At 47.4% G+C, this 23,869-nt stretch carries 21 protein-coding genes and 1 pseudogene; 11 read left to right on the top strand and 11 right to left on the bottom strand.

The genetic code is table 11. The features are described 5' to 3' along the window. Positions 1-21 precede the first annotated feature (21 nt). The 3 genes from barA (at position 22) to KO531_RS11600 (ending at position 3,773) form a co-directional block, all read left to right on the top strand. Positions 22-2,823 (top strand): two-component sensor histidine kinase BarA, encoded by a 2,802-nt coding sequence (barA, locus tag KO531_RS11610; protein ID WP_219251249.1) that lies wholly within the window; start codon positions 22-24, stop codon positions 2,821-2,823. Beyond that, positions 2,798-3,397, top strand: a complete 600-nt coding sequence (locus tag KO531_RS11605) for a YjaG family protein (RefSeq protein ID WP_028761381.1) — start codon at positions 2,798-2,800, stop codon at positions 3,395-3,397. Before barA ends, KO531_RS11605 begins: the two co-directional genes overlap by 26 nt. Before the next feature lie 142 nt (positions 3,398-3,539). Then, positions 3,540-3,773, top strand: a complete 234-nt coding sequence (locus tag KO531_RS11600; RefSeq protein WP_131523583.1) for a DUF3319 domain-containing protein — start codon at positions 3,540-3,542, stop codon at positions 3,771-3,773. A gap of 21 nt (positions 3,774-3,794) precedes the next feature. On the opposite strand, the gene lldR is transcribed toward KO531_RS11600, so the two are convergent. After that, positions 3,795-4,694, bottom strand: coding sequence for a LysR family transcriptional regulator LldR (lldR, locus tag KO531_RS11595; RefSeq protein WP_105251752.1), 900 nt, complete (start codon positions 4,692-4,694; stop codon positions 3,795-3,797). A gap of 290 nt (positions 4,695-4,984) precedes the next feature. Between lldR and KO531_RS11590 the strand changes: the two genes are divergently transcribed. Together KO531_RS11590 and recN are read left to right on the top strand one after the other, a co-directional pair. Next, the gene (locus tag KO531_RS11590) at positions 4,985-5,947 is read left to right on the top strand and encodes an AEC family transporter (RefSeq protein WP_219251248.1); all 963 of its coding nucleotides are present in this window, start codon (positions 4,985-4,987) and stop codon (positions 5,945-5,947) included. Positions 5,948-6,075: 128 nt separating this feature from the next. Continuing rightward, a complete protein-coding gene (gene recN / locus KO531_RS11585) occupies positions 6,076-7,734 on the top strand; it encodes a DNA repair protein RecN (RefSeq protein ID WP_219251247.1) in 1,659 nt (552 codons plus the stop codon). 170 nt (positions 7,735-7,904) lie between these two features. Here recN and KO531_RS11580 read toward each other — a convergent pair whose 3' ends face one another. From KO531_RS11580 to glyA, 9 genes are all read right to left on the bottom strand, one after another. Further along, the gene (locus KO531_RS11580; RefSeq protein ID WP_219251246.1) at positions 7,905-8,399 is read right to left on the bottom strand and encodes a phosphatidylglycerophosphatase A; all 495 of its coding nucleotides are present in this window, start codon (positions 8,397-8,399) and stop codon (positions 7,905-7,907) included. Positions 8,400-8,414: 15 nt separating this feature from the next. Then, entirely contained in the window at positions 8,415-9,371 is a 957-nt protein-coding gene (gene thiL, locus KO531_RS11575) for a thiamine-phosphate kinase (RefSeq protein WP_037392620.1), read from the bottom strand. Between the two features lie 78 nt (positions 9,372-9,449). Next, on the bottom strand, positions 9,450-9,854 hold the full coding sequence (nusB, locus tag KO531_RS11570; RefSeq protein ID WP_006082638.1) for a transcription antitermination factor NusB: 405 nt from the start codon (positions 9,852-9,854) through the stop codon (positions 9,450-9,452). Between the two features lie 11 nt (positions 9,855-9,865). Further along, positions 9,866-10,345, bottom strand: coding sequence for a 6,7-dimethyl-8-ribityllumazine synthase (gene ribE, locus KO531_RS11565; protein WP_006082639.1), 480 nt, complete (start codon positions 10,343-10,345; stop codon positions 9,866-9,868). 130 nt (positions 10,346-10,475) lie between these two features. Beyond that, the gene (gene ribBA, locus KO531_RS11560) at positions 10,476-11,579 is read right to left on the bottom strand and encodes a bifunctional 3,4-dihydroxy-2-butanone-4-phosphate synthase/GTP cyclohydrolase II (RefSeq protein WP_219251245.1); all 1,104 of its coding nucleotides are present in this window, start codon (positions 11,577-11,579) and stop codon (positions 10,476-10,478) included. 95 nt (positions 11,580-11,674) lie between these two features. Continuing rightward, positions 11,675-12,331: a riboflavin synthase gene (locus KO531_RS11555; RefSeq protein ID WP_219251244.1), complete on the bottom strand. Its 657-nt coding sequence runs from the start codon at positions 12,329-12,331 to the stop codon at positions 11,675-11,677. A 50-nt stretch (positions 12,332-12,381) separates the two neighbouring features. Next, positions 12,382-13,560, bottom strand: a complete 1,179-nt coding sequence (gene ribD / locus KO531_RS11550) for a bifunctional diaminohydroxyphosphoribosylaminopyrimidine deaminase/5-amino-6-(5-phosphoribosylamino)uracil reductase RibD (protein WP_219251243.1) — start codon at positions 13,558-13,560, stop codon at positions 12,382-12,384. Between the two features lie 119 nt (positions 13,561-13,679). Further along, positions 13,680-14,129 carry a transcriptional regulator NrdR gene (gene nrdR / locus KO531_RS11545; RefSeq protein ID WP_006082643.1) on the bottom strand — a complete coding sequence of 150 codons (450 nt, stop codon included), beginning with the start codon at positions 14,127-14,129 and terminating at the stop codon, positions 13,680-13,682. Between the two features lie 274 nt (positions 14,130-14,403). Continuing rightward, the gene (glyA, locus tag KO531_RS11540) at positions 14,404-15,657 is read right to left on the bottom strand and encodes a serine hydroxymethyltransferase (RefSeq protein ID WP_011788583.1); all 1,254 of its coding nucleotides are present in this window, start codon (positions 15,655-15,657) and stop codon (positions 14,404-14,406) included. A 189-nt stretch (positions 15,658-15,846) separates the two neighbouring features. On the opposite strand from glyA, the gene ettA reads away from it, so the two are divergent. Further along, positions 15,847-17,514 (top strand): energy-dependent translational throttle protein EttA, encoded by a 1,668-nt coding sequence (ettA, locus tag KO531_RS11535; protein ID WP_219251242.1) that lies wholly within the window; start codon positions 15,847-15,849, stop codon positions 17,512-17,514. A 168-nt stretch (positions 17,515-17,682) separates the two neighbouring features. On the opposite strand, the gene KO531_RS11530 is transcribed toward ettA, so the two are convergent. Further along, entirely contained in the window at positions 17,683-18,624 is a 942-nt protein-coding gene (locus tag KO531_RS11530) for a LysR family transcriptional regulator (protein ID WP_173497538.1), read from the bottom strand. Positions 18,625-18,882: 258 nt separating this feature from the next. On the opposite strand from KO531_RS11530, the gene KO531_RS11525 reads away from it, so the two are divergent. From KO531_RS11525 to KO531_RS11505, 5 genes and pseudogenes are all read left to right on the top strand, one after another. Beyond that, positions 18,883-19,806, top strand: coding sequence for an MBL fold metallo-hydrolase (locus KO531_RS11525; protein WP_219251241.1), 924 nt, complete (start codon positions 18,883-18,885; stop codon positions 19,804-19,806). Between the two features lie 203 nt (positions 19,807-20,009). Continuing rightward, the gene (locus KO531_RS11520) at positions 20,010-20,702 is read left to right on the top strand and encodes a DsbA family protein (protein ID WP_219251240.1); all 693 of its coding nucleotides are present in this window, start codon (positions 20,010-20,012) and stop codon (positions 20,700-20,702) included. Between the two features lie 2 nt (positions 20,703-20,704). Then, complete coding sequence (locus tag KO531_RS11515) at positions 20,705-21,175, top strand: nuclear transport factor 2 family protein (RefSeq protein WP_219251239.1); 471 nt, start codon at positions 20,705-20,707, stop codon at positions 21,173-21,175. Between the two features lie 308 nt (positions 21,176-21,483). Continuing rightward, a complete protein-coding gene (locus KO531_RS11510) occupies positions 21,484-22,686 on the top strand; it encodes a metallophosphoesterase (protein ID WP_219251238.1) in 1,203 nt (400 codons plus the stop codon). A 248-nt stretch (positions 22,687-22,934) separates the two neighbouring features. Further along, positions 22,935-23,728, top strand: a pseudogene (locus KO531_RS11505) (transporter substrate-binding domain-containing protein). The last annotated feature ends 141 nt before the right edge of the window (positions 23,729-23,869 follow it).

Genomic DNA, 23,869 nt, shown 5'->3' with positions numbered 1-23,869 from the left:
ACAGGAAACACCGCCGCTGCTATGAACCCTGTCAACAACATGACCAAATACAGCCTACGTTCTTGGGTTCTTGTGCTGGCGCTCGCGCCAACAATCTTGGTCGGTATCCTTCTGGGCAGCTACTTTACCATAAACCGTTTTTATGAGCTCGAAGATACGCTCGTCGAACAGGGCAGCAATATTATCGAGCCGCTGTCGATTGCCAGTGAAATCGGTTTAGTGGCCAATGATCGCGAGGCGACCAAACGCTTACTCGCCGCGGCGCAGCTCAACAAATCCACCTTAGTGAAATCCATCGCGATTTTCGACGCCAACAATCAACTCTTTGTGACCTCGCACTACCACAAAGATTTTGAAATTATGCGTTATAAAGAAGCCCTCAGCACACTGCATAAAACCGAAATAGAGCATGTGGGCGACAGTCTCATTTTACGGACACCGATTTTCTCCACCGGGCCCAGTGCCGCCCCCGCCAATTACGATATTCAGACAGACGGAGGTCAGCTCTTAGGTTATATCTCCATCATCATCAATAAAGAACGTGCCTTACTCGAGCAACATAGAGCCGCGGTCGCCGCCTTTATTATCGTGTTGATCGGGGTACAGTTGAACTTGCTGTTCACTTTCCGGCTGGTGAAAAACGTCACTCAGCCCATTACTGAGATGGTGCGCGTCGTCGCTAAAATCCGTGAAGGTAAATTAGACGCCCGCTTAGATGGCAACTTGATTGGTGAGCTGGACTTACTCAAACGCGGTATCAATGCCATGGCGGGGTCGCTATCGGAATACCATGATGAGATGCAGCAAAATATCGACCAAGCTACGTCTGATCTGCGGGAAACCTTAGAGCAGATTGAAATCCAAAACGTCGAGCTGGATTTAGCTAAAAAACGCGCCCTAGAAGCCAGCCGAATTAAATCTGAATTCTTAGCGAATATGTCCCACGAGTTACGTACGCCGCTCAATGGTGTTATCGGTTTTGCGCGGCAATTAGTCAAAACACCATTGCATTCGAGCCAAGTCGATTACATCAAGACCATAGAACGCAGCGCCACTAACCTGCTGGGTATCATCAACGACATTCTCGACTTTTCTAAACTCGAAGCCGGTAAAATGGTGTTAGAAAACATGCCCTTCGGCCTTAGGGAAACCATAAGCGATACGATTACCTTGATCTCGGGCAGCGCACAGGCCAAAGGCCTAGAACTCGTCGTCGATATCGCCCCCAACGTGCCCGACAATGTCAATGGCGATGCCATGCGCGTATGCCAAATCATCAATAACTTGGTTGGTAACGCGATTAAATTCACTGACTCTGGCAGCGTGATGGTCAAAATCGAACTGCAGAGCCAATCGGATGAACAAGTGGTACTGCGCTGTGATGTGGTCGACACAGGTATCGGCATCGATGAAAGCCAGCAGGACTTTTTATTTCAAGCCTTTGGCCAAGCCGATTCGTCGATTTCGCGCCGCTTTGGTGGCACCGGCTTAGGTTTAGTGATCACTAAGCGTTTAGTGAATCAAATGGGCGGCCAAATCGGCTTTACTTCATCCCCAGAAAAAGGCTCAAACTTCTGGTTCAGTTTGCCGCTCGGCTTAGGTCAATTCCAAATCGGTGACTCACTGCCGCTCGAAAAACTCAAAGACAAAACCATACTATTTTACGAACCGCGAGTGCTGACTCATGCGGTCTTGAGCCGCCAATTGAATCAATGGGATACAAAAGTCACCCATCATCAGCATATTCCAAGCTTGTTGACTACGCTCACCACGGCTGAAGCGCCATACGACTATGTTCTCCTGAGTTGCCATGGGTTTAGCGATTCAGCACAACTGGTAAGTACACTAAACTTGGCGAAGACCAAAACAGATTGCCTTATAGTGCTATACGATTGCCAAGAACAGGATGCCTTAACCCAATTTATTCGCCCGAATGCCGATGTGGTCTTGTCTCTGCCAGTCAGTGAGCATCAGCTTGCGCGCAACTTACTCTATCCACCGATGGAGTACGACATCATAGCCCCTGCGACAATATCAACGCCGGTTGCGCGCCAATCTTTAACCGTGCTCGCGGTAGATGATAACTTTGCCAACTTAAAACTGATTGATACTTTACTCAGCGAATTAGTGACGACTGTGGTTGCCGTCAACAGCGGTGATGAGGCAGTTAAACAGGCGAAGACTCGCACCTTCGACTTGATTTTTATGGATATCCAAATGCCTGGCACAGATGGCATTAGTGCCACGAAGCAAATTCGCCAAGGCTCGATGAACCGCAACACGCCGATAATTGCCGTGACAGCCCATGCCATTGCCGAAGAACGCGAACTGATTTTAAGCAGTGGTATGGACGGATATTTGCCTAAACCTATTGATGAAGCGGCACTCAAAGATATTATTCATCGCTGGATCACTCGACCTAAGTTCACCCATTTTGACCTGCATACGCTGAACTGGGATTTATGCTTAACCCAAGCCAATCACAAGGCCGATCTCGCCTTAGATATGCTCAGAATGTTACTCGACTCATTGCCGCAAACCGTGGCGACGATTCAAACGGCGCTAAGTCAAAACGATCACCCAGTCATGCTCAGTACTATCCATAAGCTGCATGGTGCGAGCTGCTACTGCGGCGTGCCAACAACCCAAAGATTATGCCAAGAAATTGAATCGGCACTAAAACGTGAAACATCGGTTGAAGATCTCGAACCCGAAATACTAGAGTTACTTGATGAGTTAACTAAGGTAGAATCTGCGGCAAATCAAGTGATATCACAGCTATCAGCGGAAATAACAGATGACCAAAAAAACGGGCTTCTTTAAACGTCTCAAGGCGTTAACACTGCCACAAAAACAACTCTTTGCCACTGCACTTTGCCAACGTATGTTGCCCAACTATCAACTGTTTTCCGAAGTCTGTGAGTTTGGCGATCCTACTGTGTTGAGTACCGCATTAGAACTATTGTGGCAATCCCAGTACGACTCCAAGCTCAAATTCAATGTCGATGTGCATCTGCAACGCTTGGAAGATAACACCCCAGATCCTGCTGATTTTGAAGCCTATGGCGTCTATCCTGCTATGGATGCAGTGGTCGCCATATCGACCTTACTGGGTGCGATTCAAGGCAAAATTGAAGAAGACATAGTCAATATCAGCAAATTGTCATCCAGCACAGTGGCTAACTATATCGAAGCGATCAGCGATGTCGATTTGGTGGATGAAGCGTTAGATGATTTCGTTTTCGCCCATGAAGTCATGGAAGAAGAGAAAGAATTACAAAATTCTCTGCTGGAAATTATTGAAGAAAATCCGAAGATCACAGCGGAACTGGTCAAAGGCTTACGCAAAGACATTATCGAAGCTGGCGTATCAAATATCGGTATCAGCGTCGCTTAACTGATGAGGTGCTTGGGGTTACTCAAGCACCTATTATCCATGCAGAATAAGAAAGGGATCATCGTTTTACACCCTCACCAACGAATCCCGTCAAAGATATCCAGTTGCTATAAATAGCATCAATAAAGATTGAGTTATTCCAATGAGAAAGATTGTTTATCAAGGATTTATCTTAACCAATAGCGAAGGACGCACCGACAGTTGGAAACTGACCATCAAAGATCAACAGCGTATCGGTTCTTTATTCGAACTGCGGCGTTTAGTGGGATACTTCTTAGAACTCGGCATACTGCCCGCGACACGCTCCAGCCTGCAAGATGCAAAACAAACTCAAAACACCATGAGCAAAAACACGGTAAAACCTAAAAGACGCTAAAAATCAGTTCTCCTCAATAAATCAACGCATAGAAAATAACTCTGGCGCCTTTGACTGCATAAACTCAATAAAGACTCTTACCTTTAGCGGCTGCTGGCTGCGCTGATGATATAAAATCGAAATTCGCCTCTGTTCGCCAATCCATTCCGGCAGTAATACTTTAAGTTTCCCCTCTTTAATCTGCTGTTTTACAAATAGTTCAGGACCATACAAGATCCCGCCATGGCCTAAAGTAGCCTGAATCGCTCCGTGTAAGTCCGTGAGGGTGAGCTTAGTCGGGCCATTAAAATAAAAAGACTCGCCGCTTGGATGCTTTAAATGCCAATTAAACAGCGGCCAGACTTTTATCAGTTGATGGGCTTCAAGATCATCGGGATGCTCAAGTTTAGGCGCCTGAGCCAAATATTCTGGTGTGGCAAACAGGCAATAGTCGAGCTCGCCTAAGGTACTCGACACCCAAGAAGAATCAGGCTGAGCCCCGCCAACAATCGCCACATCTATGCCTTTGTCGATCAAATCGACTAACTCATTGCTCTGGGAAATGTGTAAACGGATATCGGGATATAGGCGGCCAAATTCATTTAATGCTTGAATAAACACGATGGAAATAATCGAAATCGGCGCCGCGATGCGCAGGGTACCCTCGGGTTTATCGCTGCCTAACCCACTCAGCTCATCGAATTGAGCAACCACGCTCTGGTAACGTTGAAAGAGCGCCAGCCCTTCCTCTGTCAGTCGCAACTTGCGGGTGCTGCGCATAAAAAGCTGTTTATCGAGCTTCTCTTCCAACTTAGCTAACTTGCGGCTCACTGTGGCAATGGGCATATCAAGCTCCTTCGCCGCCTGCGAAAAACTGCCCGCATTGACTAAATGCACAAAAAGATAGACAAGTTGTAGTTCAGCGCCTAAATCATCACTCATTGCATATCCTAATTTCACATATTGGGTATTGACGTTAATACGCTAAATTCACTAAGTGATTGTGTTTTAAACCTTGAATTATTCACTTATACGACCATAGCGCAATAGCCTTAGATTGAAATGGTATGTTATTTTGTGGCGAGTTTTACTGCGCTGGCGCTAAATCTGGCTCTAAAGTGACATAAAAAGAAGCAAGTGCTGTAACTCTGGCCACCAAGAATCATAGCAACAGTAAAATGATGACGGTGGGCGAGTTTATTCAAATTTAATCGTAAGGATGAGTGAGGGAAATGACCATTTTAACCCCTCTGTTTGCCGTCTTCGGGATCATGTTGCTCGGCACACTAGTGCAAAAACTAAAACTCTTGCCCGTCGATACGGACCAAGTGCTAAACCAATATGTCTACTATATTGCATTCCCTGCAATCATGCTTATCGCCCTCGCGCAGCAGCCGATTGGCGAGATTTTGCAATGGGGATTTATTGCGGGCTACAGCACAGCTATGGTGATCACTTATCTTGTCTGCCTTGGGCTATCGCTGATCGCTAACCCTAAACAGCATGCGGTTGCCGCCATTCGAGCCCTCAATGCCACCTTTGGCAATACGGCATTTATTGGTATTCCACTGCTCATCATCCTCTTTCCGCACCAACAGAGTGCCTTAGTCGCCGCCGCGATTGCCAGCTTATTATCCGTGCTGATGTTTGCCGTCGCCTTAGTCTCGATGGAACTGGCCACTAACACCCAAAGACAACACCACGCCTTAATCATAATGGCAATGGCGGTCGGTAAAAACCCTATCGTTATTGGTAGCTTAATTGGCGTCGGCATTTCGGCGCTAGAGATAAAACTGCCGTCAGGGCTGGCGCTAATGATCCAGCAAATAGGCAATACCTCAAGCCCCTGCGCCCTATTTGCTATCGGCATGGTACTCGCCAAAGCGATGCGCTACCAGAAAGATAGCAGCGTATTTAGCCCCAAGAATTTTATCGAACTGAGCCTTATCAACCTCTTCAAGCTGGCTATCCAACCTGCACTCGTCTACTTTATGCTTAACCGTTTTGGAGTAAGTGGTGACTACCTGATCATGGGCGTGATCTTGAGCGCACTGCCCACCGCGGCTAGCGTGTACTTACTTGCCCAGCGTTATAACACTCAGGCTTCTACCAGTGCTCAGGGTATTCTATTTGGTACCTTAGTCACTTTCTTCAGTTTGCCTATCTTAGAAAGCTTAGTAAGAATCTATGCATAATCAGTTAATTAAAAATATTTACTACCGATAATGCCGATTATTTACCCAAGCCACTTTACTGTATATAAAATCAGTATATACTGTTTATCAATACAGTGGTTTGGTATGTTTTTCGACAGGAATTCACTATGCTTTGCCAACTCAGCATTAATAACTTCGCTATCGTCCGTTTTTTAGAACTGGATTTTCGCCCCGGTATGACCAGCATCACAGGTGAAACCGGTGCAGGTAAATCGATTGCCATCGATGCGCTAGGCCTATGCCTAGGCAATCGCGCCGATGCCAGCAGTGTTCGTCCCGGAGCCAATAAAACCGAGGTCAGCGCCCGCTTTTCCTTGGATGATATTCCACTGGCAAAACGTTGGTTAGAAGATAACGATCTTGAACTCGATGATGAGTGCATTCTACGTCGGACTATTGGTAGCGATGGCCGTTCACGCGCCTACATCAATGGTAATCCAGTGCCGCTGACGCAACTCAAATTACTGGGTCAGTTGCTTATCGGTATTCACGGTCAACATGCGCACCATGCAATGTTAAAAAGTGAACATCAACTCACCCTGCTCGACAGTTATGCCAACCACAGATTGCTTATCGATACGGTTGCCGCTAGCTTTCAACGCTGCAAGCAAATTGAGGCCGATTTAAAACAACTCGAAGCCTCCCAGCATGAACGTATTGCCCGTAAGCAATTAGTGCAATATCAAGTAGAAGAACTCGATGAGTTTGATCTTAAAGTTGATGAGTTCGATGAGATTGAGCAAGAGCACAAACGTCTGGCTAATGGCACTGAGTTGATTGATACCTGTCAGGCGAGCTTAGATATACTCACAGAGGGCGAAGAGAACAATATAGAGTCGCTACTCAACCGAGTCGTTTCCCTCGCCGAAGATCTGCAAAGCTACGATCCCGCATTAAGCAATATCAACACTATGCTCAATGATGCCTTAATCCAAGTGCAAGAAAGTGCCGGCGAATTACAGCACTATTTGAGTAAGCTTGAACTCGATCCAACCCACTTTGCCTATTTAGAAGAACGGCTATCAAAAGCCATGCAACTGGCGCGTAAGCATCATGTTAGCCCGAATAAACTGGCCGAGCATCATTTAGCATTAAAGGCTGAGCTAAGCACCTTAGACAGTGATGAAAGTAAACTTGAAGCAATTCAGCTTCAAGTCGAGGCAAGTAGAGCCGCTTATCTTAGCAATGCGCAAAAGCTCAGCCAAAGCCGTGCCCGCTATGCTAAAGAACTCGACAAACTGGTGACTCAGTCAATTCACGAACTGAATATGCCTAAGGGTAAATTTACGATCGAAGTCAATTTCCACCCCGAGCAAATGTCAGCCAATGGCAGTGACAATATCGAATTTATGGTAACCACTAACCCTGGCCAACCTTTGCAACCGATTTCGAAAGTCGCGTCTGGCGGTGAGCTTTCACGCATAGGATTAGGGATCCAAGTGATTACCGCGAAGAAAGTTGCCACACCGACATTAATTTTCGATGAGGTGGATGTCGGGATTTCCGGCCCCACCGCAGCAGTGGTGGGCCGCATGTTACGCAGCTTAGGGGAATCGACCCAAGTACTGTGCGTGACTCACTTGCCGCAAGTTGCGGGCAATGGTCATCAACACATGTTCGTCGATAAATTTAATAAGGCAGGCAGTACTGAGACCACAATGAAATCGCTCGATCGTGAGCAGCGTATCCAAGAGCTTGCAAGACTGTTAGGTGGCGATACTATCACCAGCAATACCCTCGCGAACGCAAGGGAACTGCTGCAATAGTAGCATGGATCAGATAACGAATAAGGTCGCTAAACGCTTGAATCTACACACTCTATATCACAAGCTAAGGGGCTATATCAAAAACTAAGGGTTAGTTGTTGGAGATGCTAACGAACATGTCGGGTTAACTATCATGTTAGGTTAACTATCATGTTAGGTTAACGATAATGTTAGCTAAAACACCAGACTAGCCCTTGCAGACAAATAAACGAAAACACGCCCGCTAAGACATCGTCAATCATAATGCCAAAGCCACCATGAACTTTGGCATCGAGCCATCGAATAGGCCAAGGTTTGATGATGTCGAAAAAGCGAAATAGACCAAAGCCGACTAACAACCAACCCCAACCTGCTGGTGCCGCTATCATAGTGATCAGTAGACCAACCACTTCATCCCACACAATCGCACCGTGATCGTGTACCCCCATATCTTGAGCAGCTTTACCGCAGATATAAAATCCCGCAAATGCGCTCAATAAGGTTAAGCCGATATACCAAGTGAGCGGTAATGGCGCCATCAATAAATAGAGGGGAACTGCGGCCAAAGTACCGAAGGTGCCAGGCGCTTTAGCGGCGAGCCCGCTACCGAAACCGAGTGCCAAAAAGTGGACAGGATTTTTTAATGACAGGCGCGTTAGCACCTGATCCTTTGACAACCATTTCATTAACATGCTCTTCGCTTAAAAGTGCTCGAAACCGTGATACGGCGGCGTAAACGGCTCACCATTGAGTTGTAACTTGAGCTTACTGCCCGCACAAATTTGTCCAACGCGAACAAACTTTGCTCCTGCATGGCTCAACGCTGTCTCAAGCGCACCTTTTTGCGCTTCAGGAACGGTGAACAGCAGTTCATAATCTTCGCCCCCCGTAAGCGCATAACCTAAGGCATGCTCCTCGCTGACGGTATCTTGCATCGCCCGTGAAAGCGGGATGCAATTAACGTCCACCACAGCACCGACTGCCGAAGCCTTAAGCACATGACCGATATCCGAGATAAACCCGTCGGAAAGATCGATTGCACTGGAGGCAAGCGAACGCAAAGCTTGACCCGCTAAGACTCTTGGTGTTGGACGATAATGGCGATTAATCAGGAATTCTTTATGCTCGGCTCTGGCCTGCTGCGCGCCGCGAATGATATCCAGACCTAAGGCCGAATCTCCGAGCGTGCCCGTGACATAAATCCAATCACCGGCTTTAGCACCATGACGCGTGAGTGCCTTACCCTGTGGGACTTGGCCGTGCACTGTGATGTTAATCGCCCGTGGACCACGAGTCGTATCGCCGCCAATTAAGGCGATGCCATAGTAATCGGCCGCTTCAAATAAACCTTCACTAAAGCCACTTAGCCAAGTCTCATCGACTTCGGGTAGCGTTAAGGCAAGCGTCATCCACGCGGGTTCAGCGCCCATGGCAGCCAGATCAGATAAATTTACCGCTAAAGCTTTGTAACCTAAGGCAGCGGGAGGCATATCGGGGAAGAAATGGACATTTTCGACTAAGGTGTCACAGGAGATAGCGATCGACTTGTTTTCTGCGGGTTGCACTAAAGCGCAATCGTCACCGATGCCAAGCTTCACATCACGGCGAGTGGGGCCGCGGTTGCTAAAATAACATTCAATTAATTGGAATTCTTTCACTGTACAGTTTGGCACGACTTACATCGGCCACCTTTGTTAGCAATGAAAAACGGTATCCTAAGATACCGTTTGTCTTTATTACTTGCGTGCAACCAGTTTGTCGAGCAGTCCGTTCACAAACTTATGACTCTCGTCCGCACCGAAAGCTTTTGCCAACTCAATCGCTTCGTTAATCGCGACCTTGTATGGCACATCTTTACGGAAAGTCAGCTCATAGGTCGCTAAACGAACTATGGCTTTCTCTACTGGAGACACTTCATCAATCGGGCGTTCCAGATGCGGGATGATCAGCTCATCCAATTGGGTTTTCTTCGTTGCAACGCCTGAAAATAGCTCACGAAAATAAGCTACATCAACACCGTCGAGACTTTGTTCAGTTAAAAACTCATGCTCGACATCGGCAATATTATTCCCGCTTAGTTGCCATGAATAGATGGCTTGAACGGCTAAACGGCGGGCCTTGCGGCGCTCAGAAGGCTTCATTATTTTTCCTACTATAACAACTGTTGTTCAAGTTCTTGCAGAACATTGACCATTTCAAGCAGGCTTAAAGCAGCTTCGCCGCCTTTGTTACCAGCTTTGGTACCTGAACGTTCAATCGCTTGTTCAATGGTATCAGTGGTCAAAACACCGAAAGCAACAGGCAGATCAAATTCTAAAGCAACTTGAGCTAGACCTTTATTACATTCGCCTGCAACAAAATCAAAATGAGGAGTACCACCACGGATCACCGCACCTAATGCGATAATACCGTCGAATTTACCACTGGCAGCTACGCGACGCGCAGCTAGCGGCAACTCAACCGCACCTGGTACACGGACAACAGTGATATTGTCGTCGCTGACTTGGCCAAAACGTTTCAGCGTGTCAAGTGCACCTTCAAGCAAGCTCTCAACTAAAAAGCTGTTGAAACGCGAAATTACAATCGCAACTTTGGCATTTTTCGCTTCGATATTACCTTGAACTACGTTCATTATCTTACCTAATTTAGCTAAAGCACCCAGCTCGGGGCGAAAAGTGGCGACATGATATCACAGCCAATTGCCCAGAGCCCTATGCAAATTATCAGAAATTGTTAATTTTACTTCAGTGTAACTTTGGGTTTCAGTCCGCCACATACTCAGTCACTTCAAGGCCAAAGCCTGAAAGTGAATGGTAGCGTTTAGGCGAGCTGAGCAGACGCATCTTAGTCACGCCAAGGCTAGCGAGAATTTGCGAGCCAACACCCACTCGGCGCGACGTCCCCTGCCATTTTGCAGAAGCAGGCGCTTGGCCTTGATCTTCAGCTTCAAAGGCTTTCACCTTAGAGAGGATTTCACAGGGATGTTCTTGATTCCCGAGTAAAACCAATACACCACCTTCTGCAGAAATACGCTCCATCGCCTTTTCGAGTGGCCAGCTGCGTTGCTGATCGCGCTCTGAGTGGAGTAAATCGTTGAAGGTATTTTGCAAATGCACGCGCACCAAACAATCTTCTTTCACCTCACCTTTGACTAAGGCAAAGTGCAGTTGATTGTCGATAGTGTCTCTGAAGGTCACCATGTCGAACTCACCGAAACGGGTCGGTAATTTGCATTTAGCTTCACGCACAACCGTGGTTTCTTTGGTGTTGCGATACTCGATTAAAGCCGCGATAGTGCCGATTTTGATGCCATGCAACTCGGAGAAAACCTCCAAATCTGGGCGACGGGCCATAGTGCCGTCTTCGTTCAAAATCTCAACGATAACGCCCGATGGCTCAAGTCCCGCAAGACGGGCTAAATCACAGCCAGCTTCAGTGTGGCCTGCGCGGGTTAATACGCCGCCGTCCTGTGCCATTAGCGGGAAGATGTGCCCTGGTTGCACTAAATCAGACGCTTTAGCCTCTTTAGCCACAGCCGCTTTCACCGTTACAGCGCGATCGTGGGCCGAAATGCCAGTAGTCACACCTTCCGCCGCTTCAATAGAAACCGTAAAGTTAGTCGAGAACTGGGCGTTATTATTCGTCACCATTAAAGGCAGGTTTAACTGCTGGCAACGGGCTTTAGTCATGGTCTGGCAAATGAGCCCACGGCCATATTTCGCCATAAAGTTAATCGCTTCTGGCGTGACCATTTCGGCCGCCATGATCAAATCACCTTCGTTTTCTCTGTCTTCGTCATCCATCAAAATAACCATTTTGCCTTGACGAATATCTTCGATGATCTCTTCTATACTGTGCAGCGCCATTGTAGGACCTTATGATTTTGCTGTTATTATGAAATTCTATACCTAAATAACCTAAGCTGCCGATAAGCTTAAGTTAAATAATCTGCTCCTGTGCACTAACGCACAAAGCCGGCACGGGCTAACATTTCCATGGTGACGCCACCGCTCTTGCTGTCTTTGCCATCATAATTCATCAAGCGTTCAAGATAACGGGCGATTAAATCCACTTCGATATTCACCTTATCGCCCGCTTGCAGGTCGATTAACGTGGTTTCACCTGCGGTATGCGGCACTATGGTCAAGCGGAATCGACTGCCGTCCACTTCGTTAACCGTCAGACTCACGCCATCAATGGTGATGGAACCTTTATGGGCAATATAACGCCCAAGCTCTGCGGGTGCGGCTAACCAAAACTCGATGGCTTGACCACGCACTAAGCGTTGCTCAACCGTTGCAATACCGTCGACATGGCCGCTAACCATATGCCCGCCTAAGCGTGTGGTTGGGGTGACGGCCTTTTCAAGATTCACCTTAGTGCCCACTTTGTAGTGAGCAAAGCCGGTTAGACTCACGGTTTCGGCAGAGACATCAGCCACATAACCGTCTGCTAATTGCTGCACAACCGTTAAGCACACACCGTTAGTGGCAATGCTGTCGCCTAAACGCACATCGTTTAAATCCAGTTTGCCGCTCGCCACGGTAAGACGAATATCATCGCCTTTACGCTCCAGTTTGCGCAGGGTGCCAACGGCTTCAATAATCCCAGTAAACATGGTTAACTCACTTAATTAAATAAAGAAGTAATAAGGCATAAGATTCAAGGTTAAACGGTTATCTTGCTCCAATTCGATTTAGATAAAGAGGTATCAAGCTTAACACTCAAGGTTAAACGGGTATCTGGCCCTAATTTACGCTCATCGACCAACGTGAGTGCAGGAATGTGTGCCATGGTTTGATAATCGGGCAATTGCAGCAAATTACGCCCATGCCCACCGAGGATTTTCATCGCTTGGTATAGCACTAACTCATCGGCAAGCCCCTGCGCTAAAAATGCGCCCGCTAAGGTTGCACCCGCTTCCACCAGCACGTGATTACAGCTTTGGCCTAAATAGCTTAATAGTTCAGGCAATGAGACGCGACCTGCAATTGCAGGTAACACGAGGCAACTCACATGGGAGGGCAATTGTGCTTGAAAGTCTGCGGGATAAGCCACGGTAGAGACCAAGAGTATCGGCGATACGATAGCCAAGCAGGCGGCCGATAATGGCAAACGGGCGCGACTGTCGAGTATGACTCTTAATGGCTGTAGTAATTGCGCCTCGGTTACACTGTCTTTTAAGCTGCTAAGTTCCTGATAACGCACATTGAGTGAGGGATCGTCCGCCAGTATGGTTTCAATTCCCGTGACCAGTGCACAAGAACGCAAACGTAATCGCTGCACGTCGCGGCGAGATTCTGGACCGGTTATCCATTTAGACACACCGCTGGACAGCGCAGTTTTTCCATCGAGACTCGCGGCTAATTTTACAGTAACTCTGGGTAAACCTGATTCCATCCGCTTCATAAAACCTAAATTCAAGGCATAGGCTTCATCGCGATGTAATCCCACATCCACTTCAATACCAGCGTCGCGCAGCATTTGAATACCACGACCACCCACTTGCGGATTAGGATCTTCCACCGCCACAACTACACGTTTAACGCCAATATTGATCAGCGCCAAGGCGCAGGGCGGCGTGCGGCCATAATGACTGCAGGGCTCTAGGGTGACATAGGCGGTTGCGCCACGGGCGCGTTCGCCAGCCATACGTAGCGCATGCACTTCGGCGTGGGGGTCACCTGCTTTTTGATGATAACCTTCACCGATGATTTGGTTATCTTTTACGATAACGCAGCCCACACTGGGATTGGGTCTCGTGGTGTAAAAGCCTTTGCGCGCCAATTGAATCGCGCGGCTCATCATTTGGGTATCGAGTACGGACCAACTTATGTTCAAGCTCATGTTCAACCCTGTTGTTAAAGGTTTCGGCTTTCACCAGTCTTACAAACCTGTCTTTTAAATTTGTGCTTTCACGCCAATAGCTCGTACACGTCTGCCTTATCGGCGACAAAACTCAATGACTACTTTTGCAGTTTGGCGATGGCTTCGCCAAATTCAGACACGTCTTCAAAGGCACGGTACACGGAAGCGAAACGTATGTAGGCGACTTTATCTAGGCTCATCAATTGCTCCATCATTAAGTTACCTACCATTTCTGACGGCACTTCCCGCTCGCCAGTGGCGCGCAGAGTGGACTTGATTTTGCTGAGTGCTTGCTCGATTTCATCCATAGATACGGGGCGTTTTTCAACGGCGCGTAACATGCCACCTTGGAGTTTTTCTTCATCGAAGGGTTGGCGTGAACCATCGCGCTTAATCACCCTAGGCATGACTAATTCGGCGCCTTCGAAGGTGGTAAATCGTTCATGGCATTCGGTGCATTCTCGGCGACGGCGCACTTGGTGGCCTTCCGCCACTAATCGAGAATCGATGACTTTAGTATCTGTCGCGCTGCAAAATGGACAATGCATTGAGCCTCCTGCCAGTGAATGATCGTAAAGCGTTAATGGGTTTACCTGTTAAATATCAGTCAAAAGCCATGGATTTAAACTTAAGATTTTACCAATAAAAATGGCCGCGAGATGCGGCCATGGGATTTTATCCTATTTATGGGCTGAGGTTAACTACCTGAGCTTAACAACTTAATGTTAAGTGCCTGATGCTAAGTACCTGATGTGACAAGTATCAAGTCAGTCGGCGATCAATCTCGGCCCTTCATCTACTAAACGTAGATGCATAGGCAAATTAGCCGTAAACAGGGAAACGTGCACACAGTGCCAATACTTGGCCCTTAACACGCTCAATCACAGCAGGATTGTTCGCATCATCAAGGATGTCACAAATCCAGCCAGTCAGCTCTTTCGATTCCGCTTCTTTAAAGCCGCGGCGCGTAATGGCTGGCGTACCGATACGCACACCTGAGGTCACAAAGGGTGAACGTGGATCGTTTGGCACTGAGTTTTTGTTCACGGTAATGTTAGCGCTACCTAAGGCGGCATCGGCTTCTTTACCCGTTAAGTCACGACCAATCAGGTCAACTAGCATTAAGTGGTTGCTGGTTCCGCCAGAGACGATTTTGTAACCGCGCTCAAGGAACACTTCAACCATAGCTTTAGCGTTGTTAACCACTTGCTGTTGGTAAACTTTAAATTCTGGCTCTAGGGCTTCTTTGAACGCCACCGCTTTACCGGCGATAACGTGCATCAATGGACCACCTTGACCACCTGGGAATACCGCTGAGTTCAACTTCTTATACAAGTCTTCATCGTCAGCAGCAGATAGGATCACGCCACCACGGGGACCGGCTAAGGTTTTGTGGGTCGTAGATGTCACAACGTGCGCGTGTGGTACTGGGTTTGGATAAACGCCCGCAGCAATAAGACCGGCAACGTGTGCCATATCGACAAATAAATAAGCACCGATTTTGTCTGCGATTTCACGCATTTTTGCCCAGTCAACGATACCTGAATAGGCAGAGAAACCGCCGATCATCATCTTAGGCTTGTGTTCTATGGCAATACGTTCCATCTCTTCGTAGTCAATTTTGCCAGACTCGTCGATACCGTAAGGAATGATGTTGTACAGTTTGCCAGAGAAGTTAACGGGTGAACCGTGGGTCAAGTGACCACCATGAGCTAAGTTCATGCCCAGTACGGTATCGCCAGGTTTTAACAATGCCATGTAAACCGCGCTGTTTGCCTGTGAACCTGAATGAGGTTGTACGTTAGCGTAAGTTGCGCCAAACAGTTGTTTAGCACGTTCAATCGCTAAGGTTTCAACTACGTCCACATACTCACAACCACCATAGTAACGCTTGCCTGGATAGCCTTCAGCGTACTTATTGGTTAACTGTGAACCTTGCGCTTCCATCACGCGTGGACTGGTGTAGTTTTCAGAAGCAATCAGCTCAATATGCTCTTCTTGACGCAGAGTTTCATTCTGAATTGCGTTAAACAGTTCCGGATCATAATCTGCGATATTCATATCTTTTTTCAGCATTGCTTACTCCAGCTGCCAATTCTTATAGGTAGGGTTGCGCGGTATTCTACTCGGAACGCGGTCACAATCCCAGTATTTGAAACATGAAATTCCTGCAGATAGTGCTTGAACTTGGCTCATTGTCGAGTTGAGTTCGGCGCGCAATCGAGTAGAATTAGCCGCATCATTAGTCACTTAAGATAGAGAAAAATGGCTCAGTTTGTTTACAGCATGCTGCGGGTGGGCAAAGTTGTTCCACCTAAGAAGCAGATCCTTAAAGACATTTCTTTAAGCTTCTTCCCCGGTGCCAAAATTGGCGTATTAGGCCTCAACGGTTCAGGTAAATCGACACTACTGCGCATTATGGCGGGGATCGATACCGAAATTGAAGGTGAAGCACGCCCAATGCCGGGTTTGAAAATAGGTTATCTACCACAGGAACCTAAACTCGATCCGACGCAAACCGTGCGTGAAGCGATTGAAGAAGCGGTATCTGAGGCTAAAAATGCCCTGACTCGCCTCGATGCCGTTTACGCCGCCTACGCCGAGCCGGATGCCGATTTCGATGCCCTTGCTAAAGAACAAGGCGAACTCGAAGCCATTATCCAAGCCCAAGATGCCCATAACTTAGAGTATATCCTTGAGCGCGCCGCCAACGCCCTGCGTCTGCCAGATTGGGATGAGAAAATCGAAGTATTATCCGGTGGTGAACGTCGCCGCGTAGCGATTTGTCGTTTGCTGCTTGAAAAGCCAGAAATGCTGTTACTGGACGAACCCACCAACCACTTGGATGCTGAATCTGTGGCTTGGCTTGAGCACTTCTTGCAGGAATATGCCGGTACTGTGGTCGCGATTACCCATGACCGTTACTTCCTCGACAATGCCGCTGGCTGGATTTTAGAACTCGACCGCGGTGAAGGTATTCCGTGGGAAGGTAACTATTCTTCATGGCTTGAGCAGAAAGATGCCCGTCTGAAGCAAGAATCAGCCACCGAAAGCGCTCGTCAAAAAACCATTGCCAAAGAATTGGAATGGGTACGTCAAGGCGCCAAAGGCCGTCAGTCTAAAGGCAAGGCCCGTATGGCGCGCTTTGAAGAACTGAACACTAACGATTACCAAAAACGTAACGAAACCAACGAGCTGTTTATTCCGCCCGGACCACGTTTAGGCGACAAGGTTATTGAAGTGAATAACCTGACCAAGTCTTACGGTGACCGCGTTTTGATCGACAACTTGTCGTTCTCAGTACCTAAGGGCGCTATCGTCGGCATTATCGGTGCCAACGGCGCGGGTAAATCGACCCTGTTCCGCATGTTATCCGGCGCAGAAAAGCCAGACAGCGGCAGCATTGAGCTGGGTGATACTGTGCAACTGGCCTCGGTTGAGCAGTTCCGCGATTCGATGAATGATAAGAACACCATTTGGGAAGAAATCTCCGGTGGTCAAGACATCATGCGTATCAACAACATGGAAATCCCGAGCCGCGCCTATGTAGGCCGCTTCAACTTCCGTGGTGGCGATCAGCAAAAAGTCATCGGTACTTTATCTGGTGGTGAACGTAACCGAGTGCATTTAGCCAAACTGCTGCAGGCGGGCGGTAACGTCTTATTACTCGACGAACCCACCAACGATTTAGACGTTGAAACCCTGCGCGCACTGGAAGAAGCGATTCTGGAATTCCCAGGTTGCGCTATGGTGATTTCGCATGACCGTTGGTTCCTCGACCGTATCGCGACCCACATTCTGGATTATCGCGACGAAGGTCAAGTGAACTTCTACGAAGGTAACTACACAGAATACTCGGCATGGTTGAAGAACACCTATGGCGCCGATGTGGTTGAGCCACACCGCTTGAAATACAAGCGCATGATTAAGTAGATCTAGAATCTAGAATCTAGAATCTAGAATCTAGAATCTAGTCAAGCATGTATCTGAGGAGTTTAACTCGAAAGGGTTAAGCTCCTTTTTTATGGCATCCCGTTACGCTATAAGTGCCGCAAGCTTTGGCACTATTTCAAGCTAACACTATTTCAAACTGGCACGATTTCAATTCAAGCTGGCAAAGTAGGCCACCAGCATGTCCATCATCACCCTAAGTGCAGGCTGCATGTGTTTGCGGGATTGATACACGCCATACACACCGAGGGACTGCGGCTTAAACTCCATTAATAAAGGCACTAGCTGACCCGAGTCTAAATAGGGTTTCGCCGCCCAAACAGGCTGCATAGCGATCCCCTCACCTGCCAGCGTGGCATTGAGCACCACCATGGAATCATTGGCGCTAAAATTCCCATTCACAGGCACGTTAAATACTTGACCTTGGTTTGACTTAGGATCGGAGTTAAGCGCCTGAGCCTGTTTCGCAACCACATCGGTTTGATAAAACCGCCACATCACATCGCCAAAATAGGAATAGGTTAAACAGTTATGCTGAGTTAAATCCTCTGGATGCAGCACGGCGGCGCGCGCGGCAAGGTAACTCGGTGCAGCGCACACAACAGACTCACACTCCCCTAAACGCCTAGCGATAAGATTGGGATCGAGTTCATTGGTGATGCGAATCGCCAGATCAATTCGCTCGGCGACTAAATCGACGGTTTGGCTGCTCACGTGGAAATTCACGCTCGCCTGCGGATAACTGGCTAAATATTGCTGTACCACGGGCGCTAAAATCTGATGTGCCAAAAACTGGGAGCAACTAATACGTAGTAATCCCCGCGGAATAGCCACAGCGGCATGGCTTACCGCAGGGACTTCGTTAGCCAGTTCGAGCAGCCGATGGCAATAGTCCAGCACTTGCTCACCCGCGGGCGTTAAGCTGAGGCTACGCGTCGAGCGATGCAACAACCTAGCACCAGACCATTCTTCCATTTCGCTCAAGTAACGGGTCACCATAGAACGCGACATATCTAAGGCATTGGCGGCGCTGATCATGCTGCCGCGCTCAACAATAGTCACAAACACCTTAGCCGCTTCGAGTCTATCCATGATTTATCTCCACTCACTTTCAATCACTCACTTTCAATCACTCGAAGGCCCACTCACATACTCACGTCACCACATGAATAATAACTAAGAGTACATACGGCTATTCCTCCGATTAATGCAACAAACATGGGCAGATACTCGCATTTATCTATTGATTATTGCAACCTATACTTAACTCACTTTTGCAGCAGCTGCAAATCAATGAATGCTAAATCGAACATTTTACTCTTTCACCCTGTGACTATAAGTGAGCCCCAAATGAACACATCGACCTATGCAATACGTAACACAGTTAACGCCACATTGAAGGCCTCGTCTAAAATAAGCCTAGCCGCCACCTTGTTGCTGGCAGGACTTAGCGCGGTCAATGCTGCGCCATTGCAAGTGAGCCATTTTAATCCGGGCGAAAACAGCATCTTTGCCGTGTCATCGAGCTTTATCAGCGGCGAACACGAAATGATGCTAGTCGATGCGCAATTTCAAAATAACGATGCCCAAACATTGGTCGACACCATCAAAGCCAGCGGTAAAAAGCTGACTCAGGTGTATATCAGCCATAGCGATCCTGATTTCTATTTCGGCTTAGCCGTGATTAAAAAGAATTTCCCCGATGCACAAATCGTCGCGACTCAAACCACTGTCGATGCTATTAAAGCCTCAATGGAAGGCAAACTCGCCTACTGGGGGCCGATTTTAAAAGATAATGCGCCAAGCGAATTAGTGTTACCTAAGGCGATTCACAGTGACACTTTTACTATCGACGGTGAGCAAGTGATTATCAAAGGTTTTAATGATAAACACCCTAAACACACTTTCCTGTGGGTACCATCGGCAAAAACCATTACAGGTGGCGTAGAAGTATTTGATAACACGCATGTTTGGATGGCTGACACTCAAACTGCCTCTGAGCGTCAGGAATGGTTAACCCATTTAGATGCAATGGAAAAACTGTTGCCGACTACCGTTATCCCAGGGCACTACTTAGGCGAAGCGCGATTTGATACCCGCGCCATTGGTTTTACCCGTGAATATGTGAAAGCCTTTGAAGTCGCAGCAAAAGCCTCGAAAGATTCAGCCGAATTAATCCAAAAGATGCTGGCGCTATACCCACAAATGCCAGCCGATGCAGGGCTTGAGATCAGCGCCAAAGTTTACATGGGTGAAATGACCTGGCCTATGTAAGCCCAGCCATATCTATCTCGGCGATTAGATACAAGCATTTAAGTGAAAATAGTTAAAGGCAGGCACGTGTTCGATTGCGTGCCACTTTTTTAGCTTAATGACTTCACCTAAATAACTGTACCAACCTAACTATTTTAATCGATGTTCTCAAAGGGCTTAAGTCGCTAATGTCGCGACGAACTTAAGCCAAAAGGTTTAACACTATGACTCAGCCAACAACTCATCCAACTAGCACAACCAGCAGCACAGCAACGGCCAAAGAGCGCACTCTGCACGCCATTATCGACCCTTTATGTGGTTGGTGTTATGCCGCTGCGCCTTTACTCGATGCCGCCGCAAAAGCAGGCTTTACCATTAAGCTCCACGGCGGCGGTATGCTCACGGGCCCAAGACGTAAACAAATCGATGCTAACTGGCGCGATTATGTTATGCCCCACGATCTGCGTATTGGCGAGCTAACTGGCCAGCCTTTTGGTGAAAACTACTTTGATGGTCTGCTGCGCGATACCACAATCGTACTCGACTCGGCGCCCCCCATTAAAGCCATGCTCGCAGTCGATGCTATGGGTGGCGACAGTTTGGCCTATCTACACTCAGTACAACTGGCCCATTACCGCGATGGTCACAGCGCCAGTGATGAAGGTAATCTCGCAAGGTTAGCCGCTGAACTTGGGCTCGACCCTATAGGCTTTGCGCAGCATTATGCCCAAGGTGAAGACAAGCTGTATGAGCATATCGTTGAGTCCAGAGCATTATTGAATCTGATAGGTGCCCAAGGCTTCCCTTCGATGGCTATAGAGGGTGATGACGGCAACATCACCGCCATTAATATCAATCGCTTCTACGGCCAACCCGCCCAGTGGTTAAGCCATCTTGAAGCACTGTTTGAGTCGTAATCATGCCAACGCTTAATGGTGTTCCAACAAGCTCTTTAGTGAGTGAGCCTGCTCAGTTAAATCTTATCGAAACAGCAAGGCAAACTGATGCGAATCTTGCACTTGTCAAAAGTACTTACGAGGGACACAGCTCTGCCGAAAATGCTAAAAATCTTGAGTATGCACTGGCAAATGACGCACGCTGGACAGAGGCGGCAGGTTTTCCCTATGCGGGCACTTACATAGGTTTTAGTGCGATAGCCGCCAATGTGTTCGCCCGCCTCGAAAAAGAATGGGATAACTATCGCGTCGATATCGAAGACTATGTGGCACAGGGCGATAAGGTTTTTGCCTTCGGTACTTATTCAGGTACTTATGTCAAAACGGGCAAGTATTTTAGCGCCCGAGTCGCCCATTTATGGAAAATACACAGCGGAAAAATCGTCAGTTTCGAGCAGTTTGTCGATAGTCATACCGTAGTCAATGCCATGTAACTGCCAATACCATGTAACCACAGTCATGCACTTATAGACATGCAATGATGGAATAACTGAATCACGAGGCGGGCAAGTTTACTTTAGCCCGCCTCACGACTTGCCGATGTTAAGCCTTATCCGTATGATTTAGTGTTTTCAATAGGTTTAGCACTTGACATTAAGTACTTAAGATTAAGCACTTGTGATTAAGCGTTTGGATTAAGCGCTTGAAATTGAATTCGTCAAGCTGCACGTTGAAGACTCATCAACTCAAGTGTCTAAAATGACAGAATGAATAACTAAAACAAGAACAAGGATGCGGTCTAATGCGAATCAATTCGATGCCAGTCGGGGCTCATCCAATCACGCTATCTATGACGCGACTTAGCCGAGCCAGCCAATGGATACTCAAGCAACAGAGAAAATTCACGCCCCTGTTATGGCTTGTCACCGCACTCCCCTTTACCTCACTGGCGTTGACCTCATTAGCGGCCAATGCAAGTGAAGCCGAGCTAGAGCTAAAAGTTCAAGAAAACAGCGTCACCGATGGCCCTTATGTGTTTTTAGATGACACTCAAAAGGACACTGCCTATTGGATTTGCCAGAGTGAGCTAAAACAAACGCCGATTGCGAAGGCGCAGTTAACTCGCCCTGCCAGTTGCGGAGAATTACCCCAACCGCACCTTCATACACAAACTGTCACGGTTGAACCAGATACCTTTACCCATATCAGCAAAATTGTCGCCCTTAGCGATGTACACGGCCAGTTTGATGTAATGATTAACTTGCTAAAAGCCCATCAGATTATCGACAAAGATAACCACTGGGCCTTTGGTGACGGTCATATGGTGATGACGGGCGACATGTTTGACCGTGGTCATCAAGTCAATGAAGTATTGTGGTTTTTATATACCTTAGACCAAGAAGCCCAAGCTGCGGGCGGACGCTTACATCTACTCATGGGCAATCACGAGCAAATGGTGTTTCGCGGCGACTTACGCTACGTCAACGAACGCTACCAAGTCTCGGCAGATTTACTCAAACGCAGCTACGATGCGCTCTACAACAAAGACACCGAAATAGGCCAATGGCTTCGCAGCAAACATACTTTAGTCAAAATCAATAATATCTTGTTTATGCACGGCGGCATCAGCCCTGAATGGGTAGAGCGTAAATTAAATATCAGCGATGCCAACCAACTATTTCGTCAGCATTTAGATGATAAAAAAGCCGAGTTGAAAAAGGATGATTTACTCAACTTTTTGTTTTTTACCAATGGTCCAACTTGGTATCGTGGCTACTTTAAAGATGAACTGAAAGAGTCGGATATCGATAGCATACTGAACTATTTCAAGGTCGATCATATCGTCGTAGGGCACACATCGCAGGAACAAGTGCTTGGGCTTTATCATAATAAAATCATTGCGATAGATAGCAGCATTAAGAATGGTAAATCCGGTGAGCTGTTACTTATCGACGCTGGCAAACTCCGCCGAGGTTTGTATCAGGGTGAGCAGGTTTCGCTATAACCTGCCTCACTAATATCTTTTGCCCCAATACGTGAATGAGCTAGCGCCCTAATCCATAAATGCGCTGGGGCAATAAGGCATGAATGAGCAAGGGTAAAATGGGCGCCCGCCATGGATCTAAATCTGCACAACGCTCAATCTGTATGGCTCTCAACATTCACCCATCTTAATATCCATAAGTTCGCCTGTTTTAATTAACTCTGACTATACTCAAGCCAAGTGCGACTCACCTAAGTGCTGGAGTAGAAATGGGGAAGAAATTACTCACATTATCTAGCTTTTGCTTGTTTCTATTCAGCTTCTATCCCCCTGCATTTGCGGGCAGGGAACTCCAATTAGTCGCCACTAACTATCCTCCTTTTTATGCCGATGCTTTACCTGAACAGGGCGGCGTTGCGCAAGTCGTCAAAGAAGCTTTTAAACGTCAAGGTTACACTGCAAGTCTCAAGTTTTATCCCTTCGCCCGCGCGGCTTTACTCGTTAAAACTGGCCAAGCTGATGGCATCATTGGGCTCTGGTATCGTAAAGAGCGCGAGCAATGGGCCCAATATTCTGCGCCTATCCAACCCGTACAAATTGTGTTTTATAAACGTAAAGATTCACCGCTGAGTTTCAGTCAACTTTCAGATCTTAAACCTTTCACTATCGGTATAGGTCGCGGTTACGCTAATCCGCCAGAAATCTTCGCCGCGGGGCTCACCACAGAGGAAGGAAATTCGGATGAGATGAATCTCAAAAAGCTGTTTTTAAAGCGTATTGACTTAGTCTTGATTGGCCATAACTTAGCGAGGTATTTAATTAAAAAAGGACCAAGTGAATATGAGGGTGCCTTTGAGCAAGTCGGCCACCCCATGCGACTGAGGTATTTCATTTAGGGATCTCTTTGGCTGTGGCGGATCATCCGCAGTTAGTGACGGATTTTAATCAAGGTTTAGAAAGTATGCGACGCGATGGACGATTAGCGGCAATTTTAAGCCAATATCCTCAGGTTGAAACGACTCAAGCGCCGATTGAAAAAACGCGAACTGAAGTCCATCCCTAAAGTCCGTACAGCTTTTAAAAAGCAATAACAGCACAAAAAAACAGCAAAACTCTCGTTGAATTGTGCTCAATGCTCAAAAAACACAATTTCTTTCATTTTCGTTCGCTTACCTTTACAAACTTTTACCCAACTGGCGTACGT

This window comes from Shewanella sp. NKUCC06_TVS (assembly GCF_019345515.1).
Taxonomy (GTDB): Bacteria; Pseudomonadota; Gammaproteobacteria; order Enterobacterales; family Shewanellaceae; genus Shewanella; species Shewanella oncorhynchi.
Note: the sequence above shows the minus strand (reverse complement) of the source record. Positions and strands in the feature narration are given on the sequence as shown.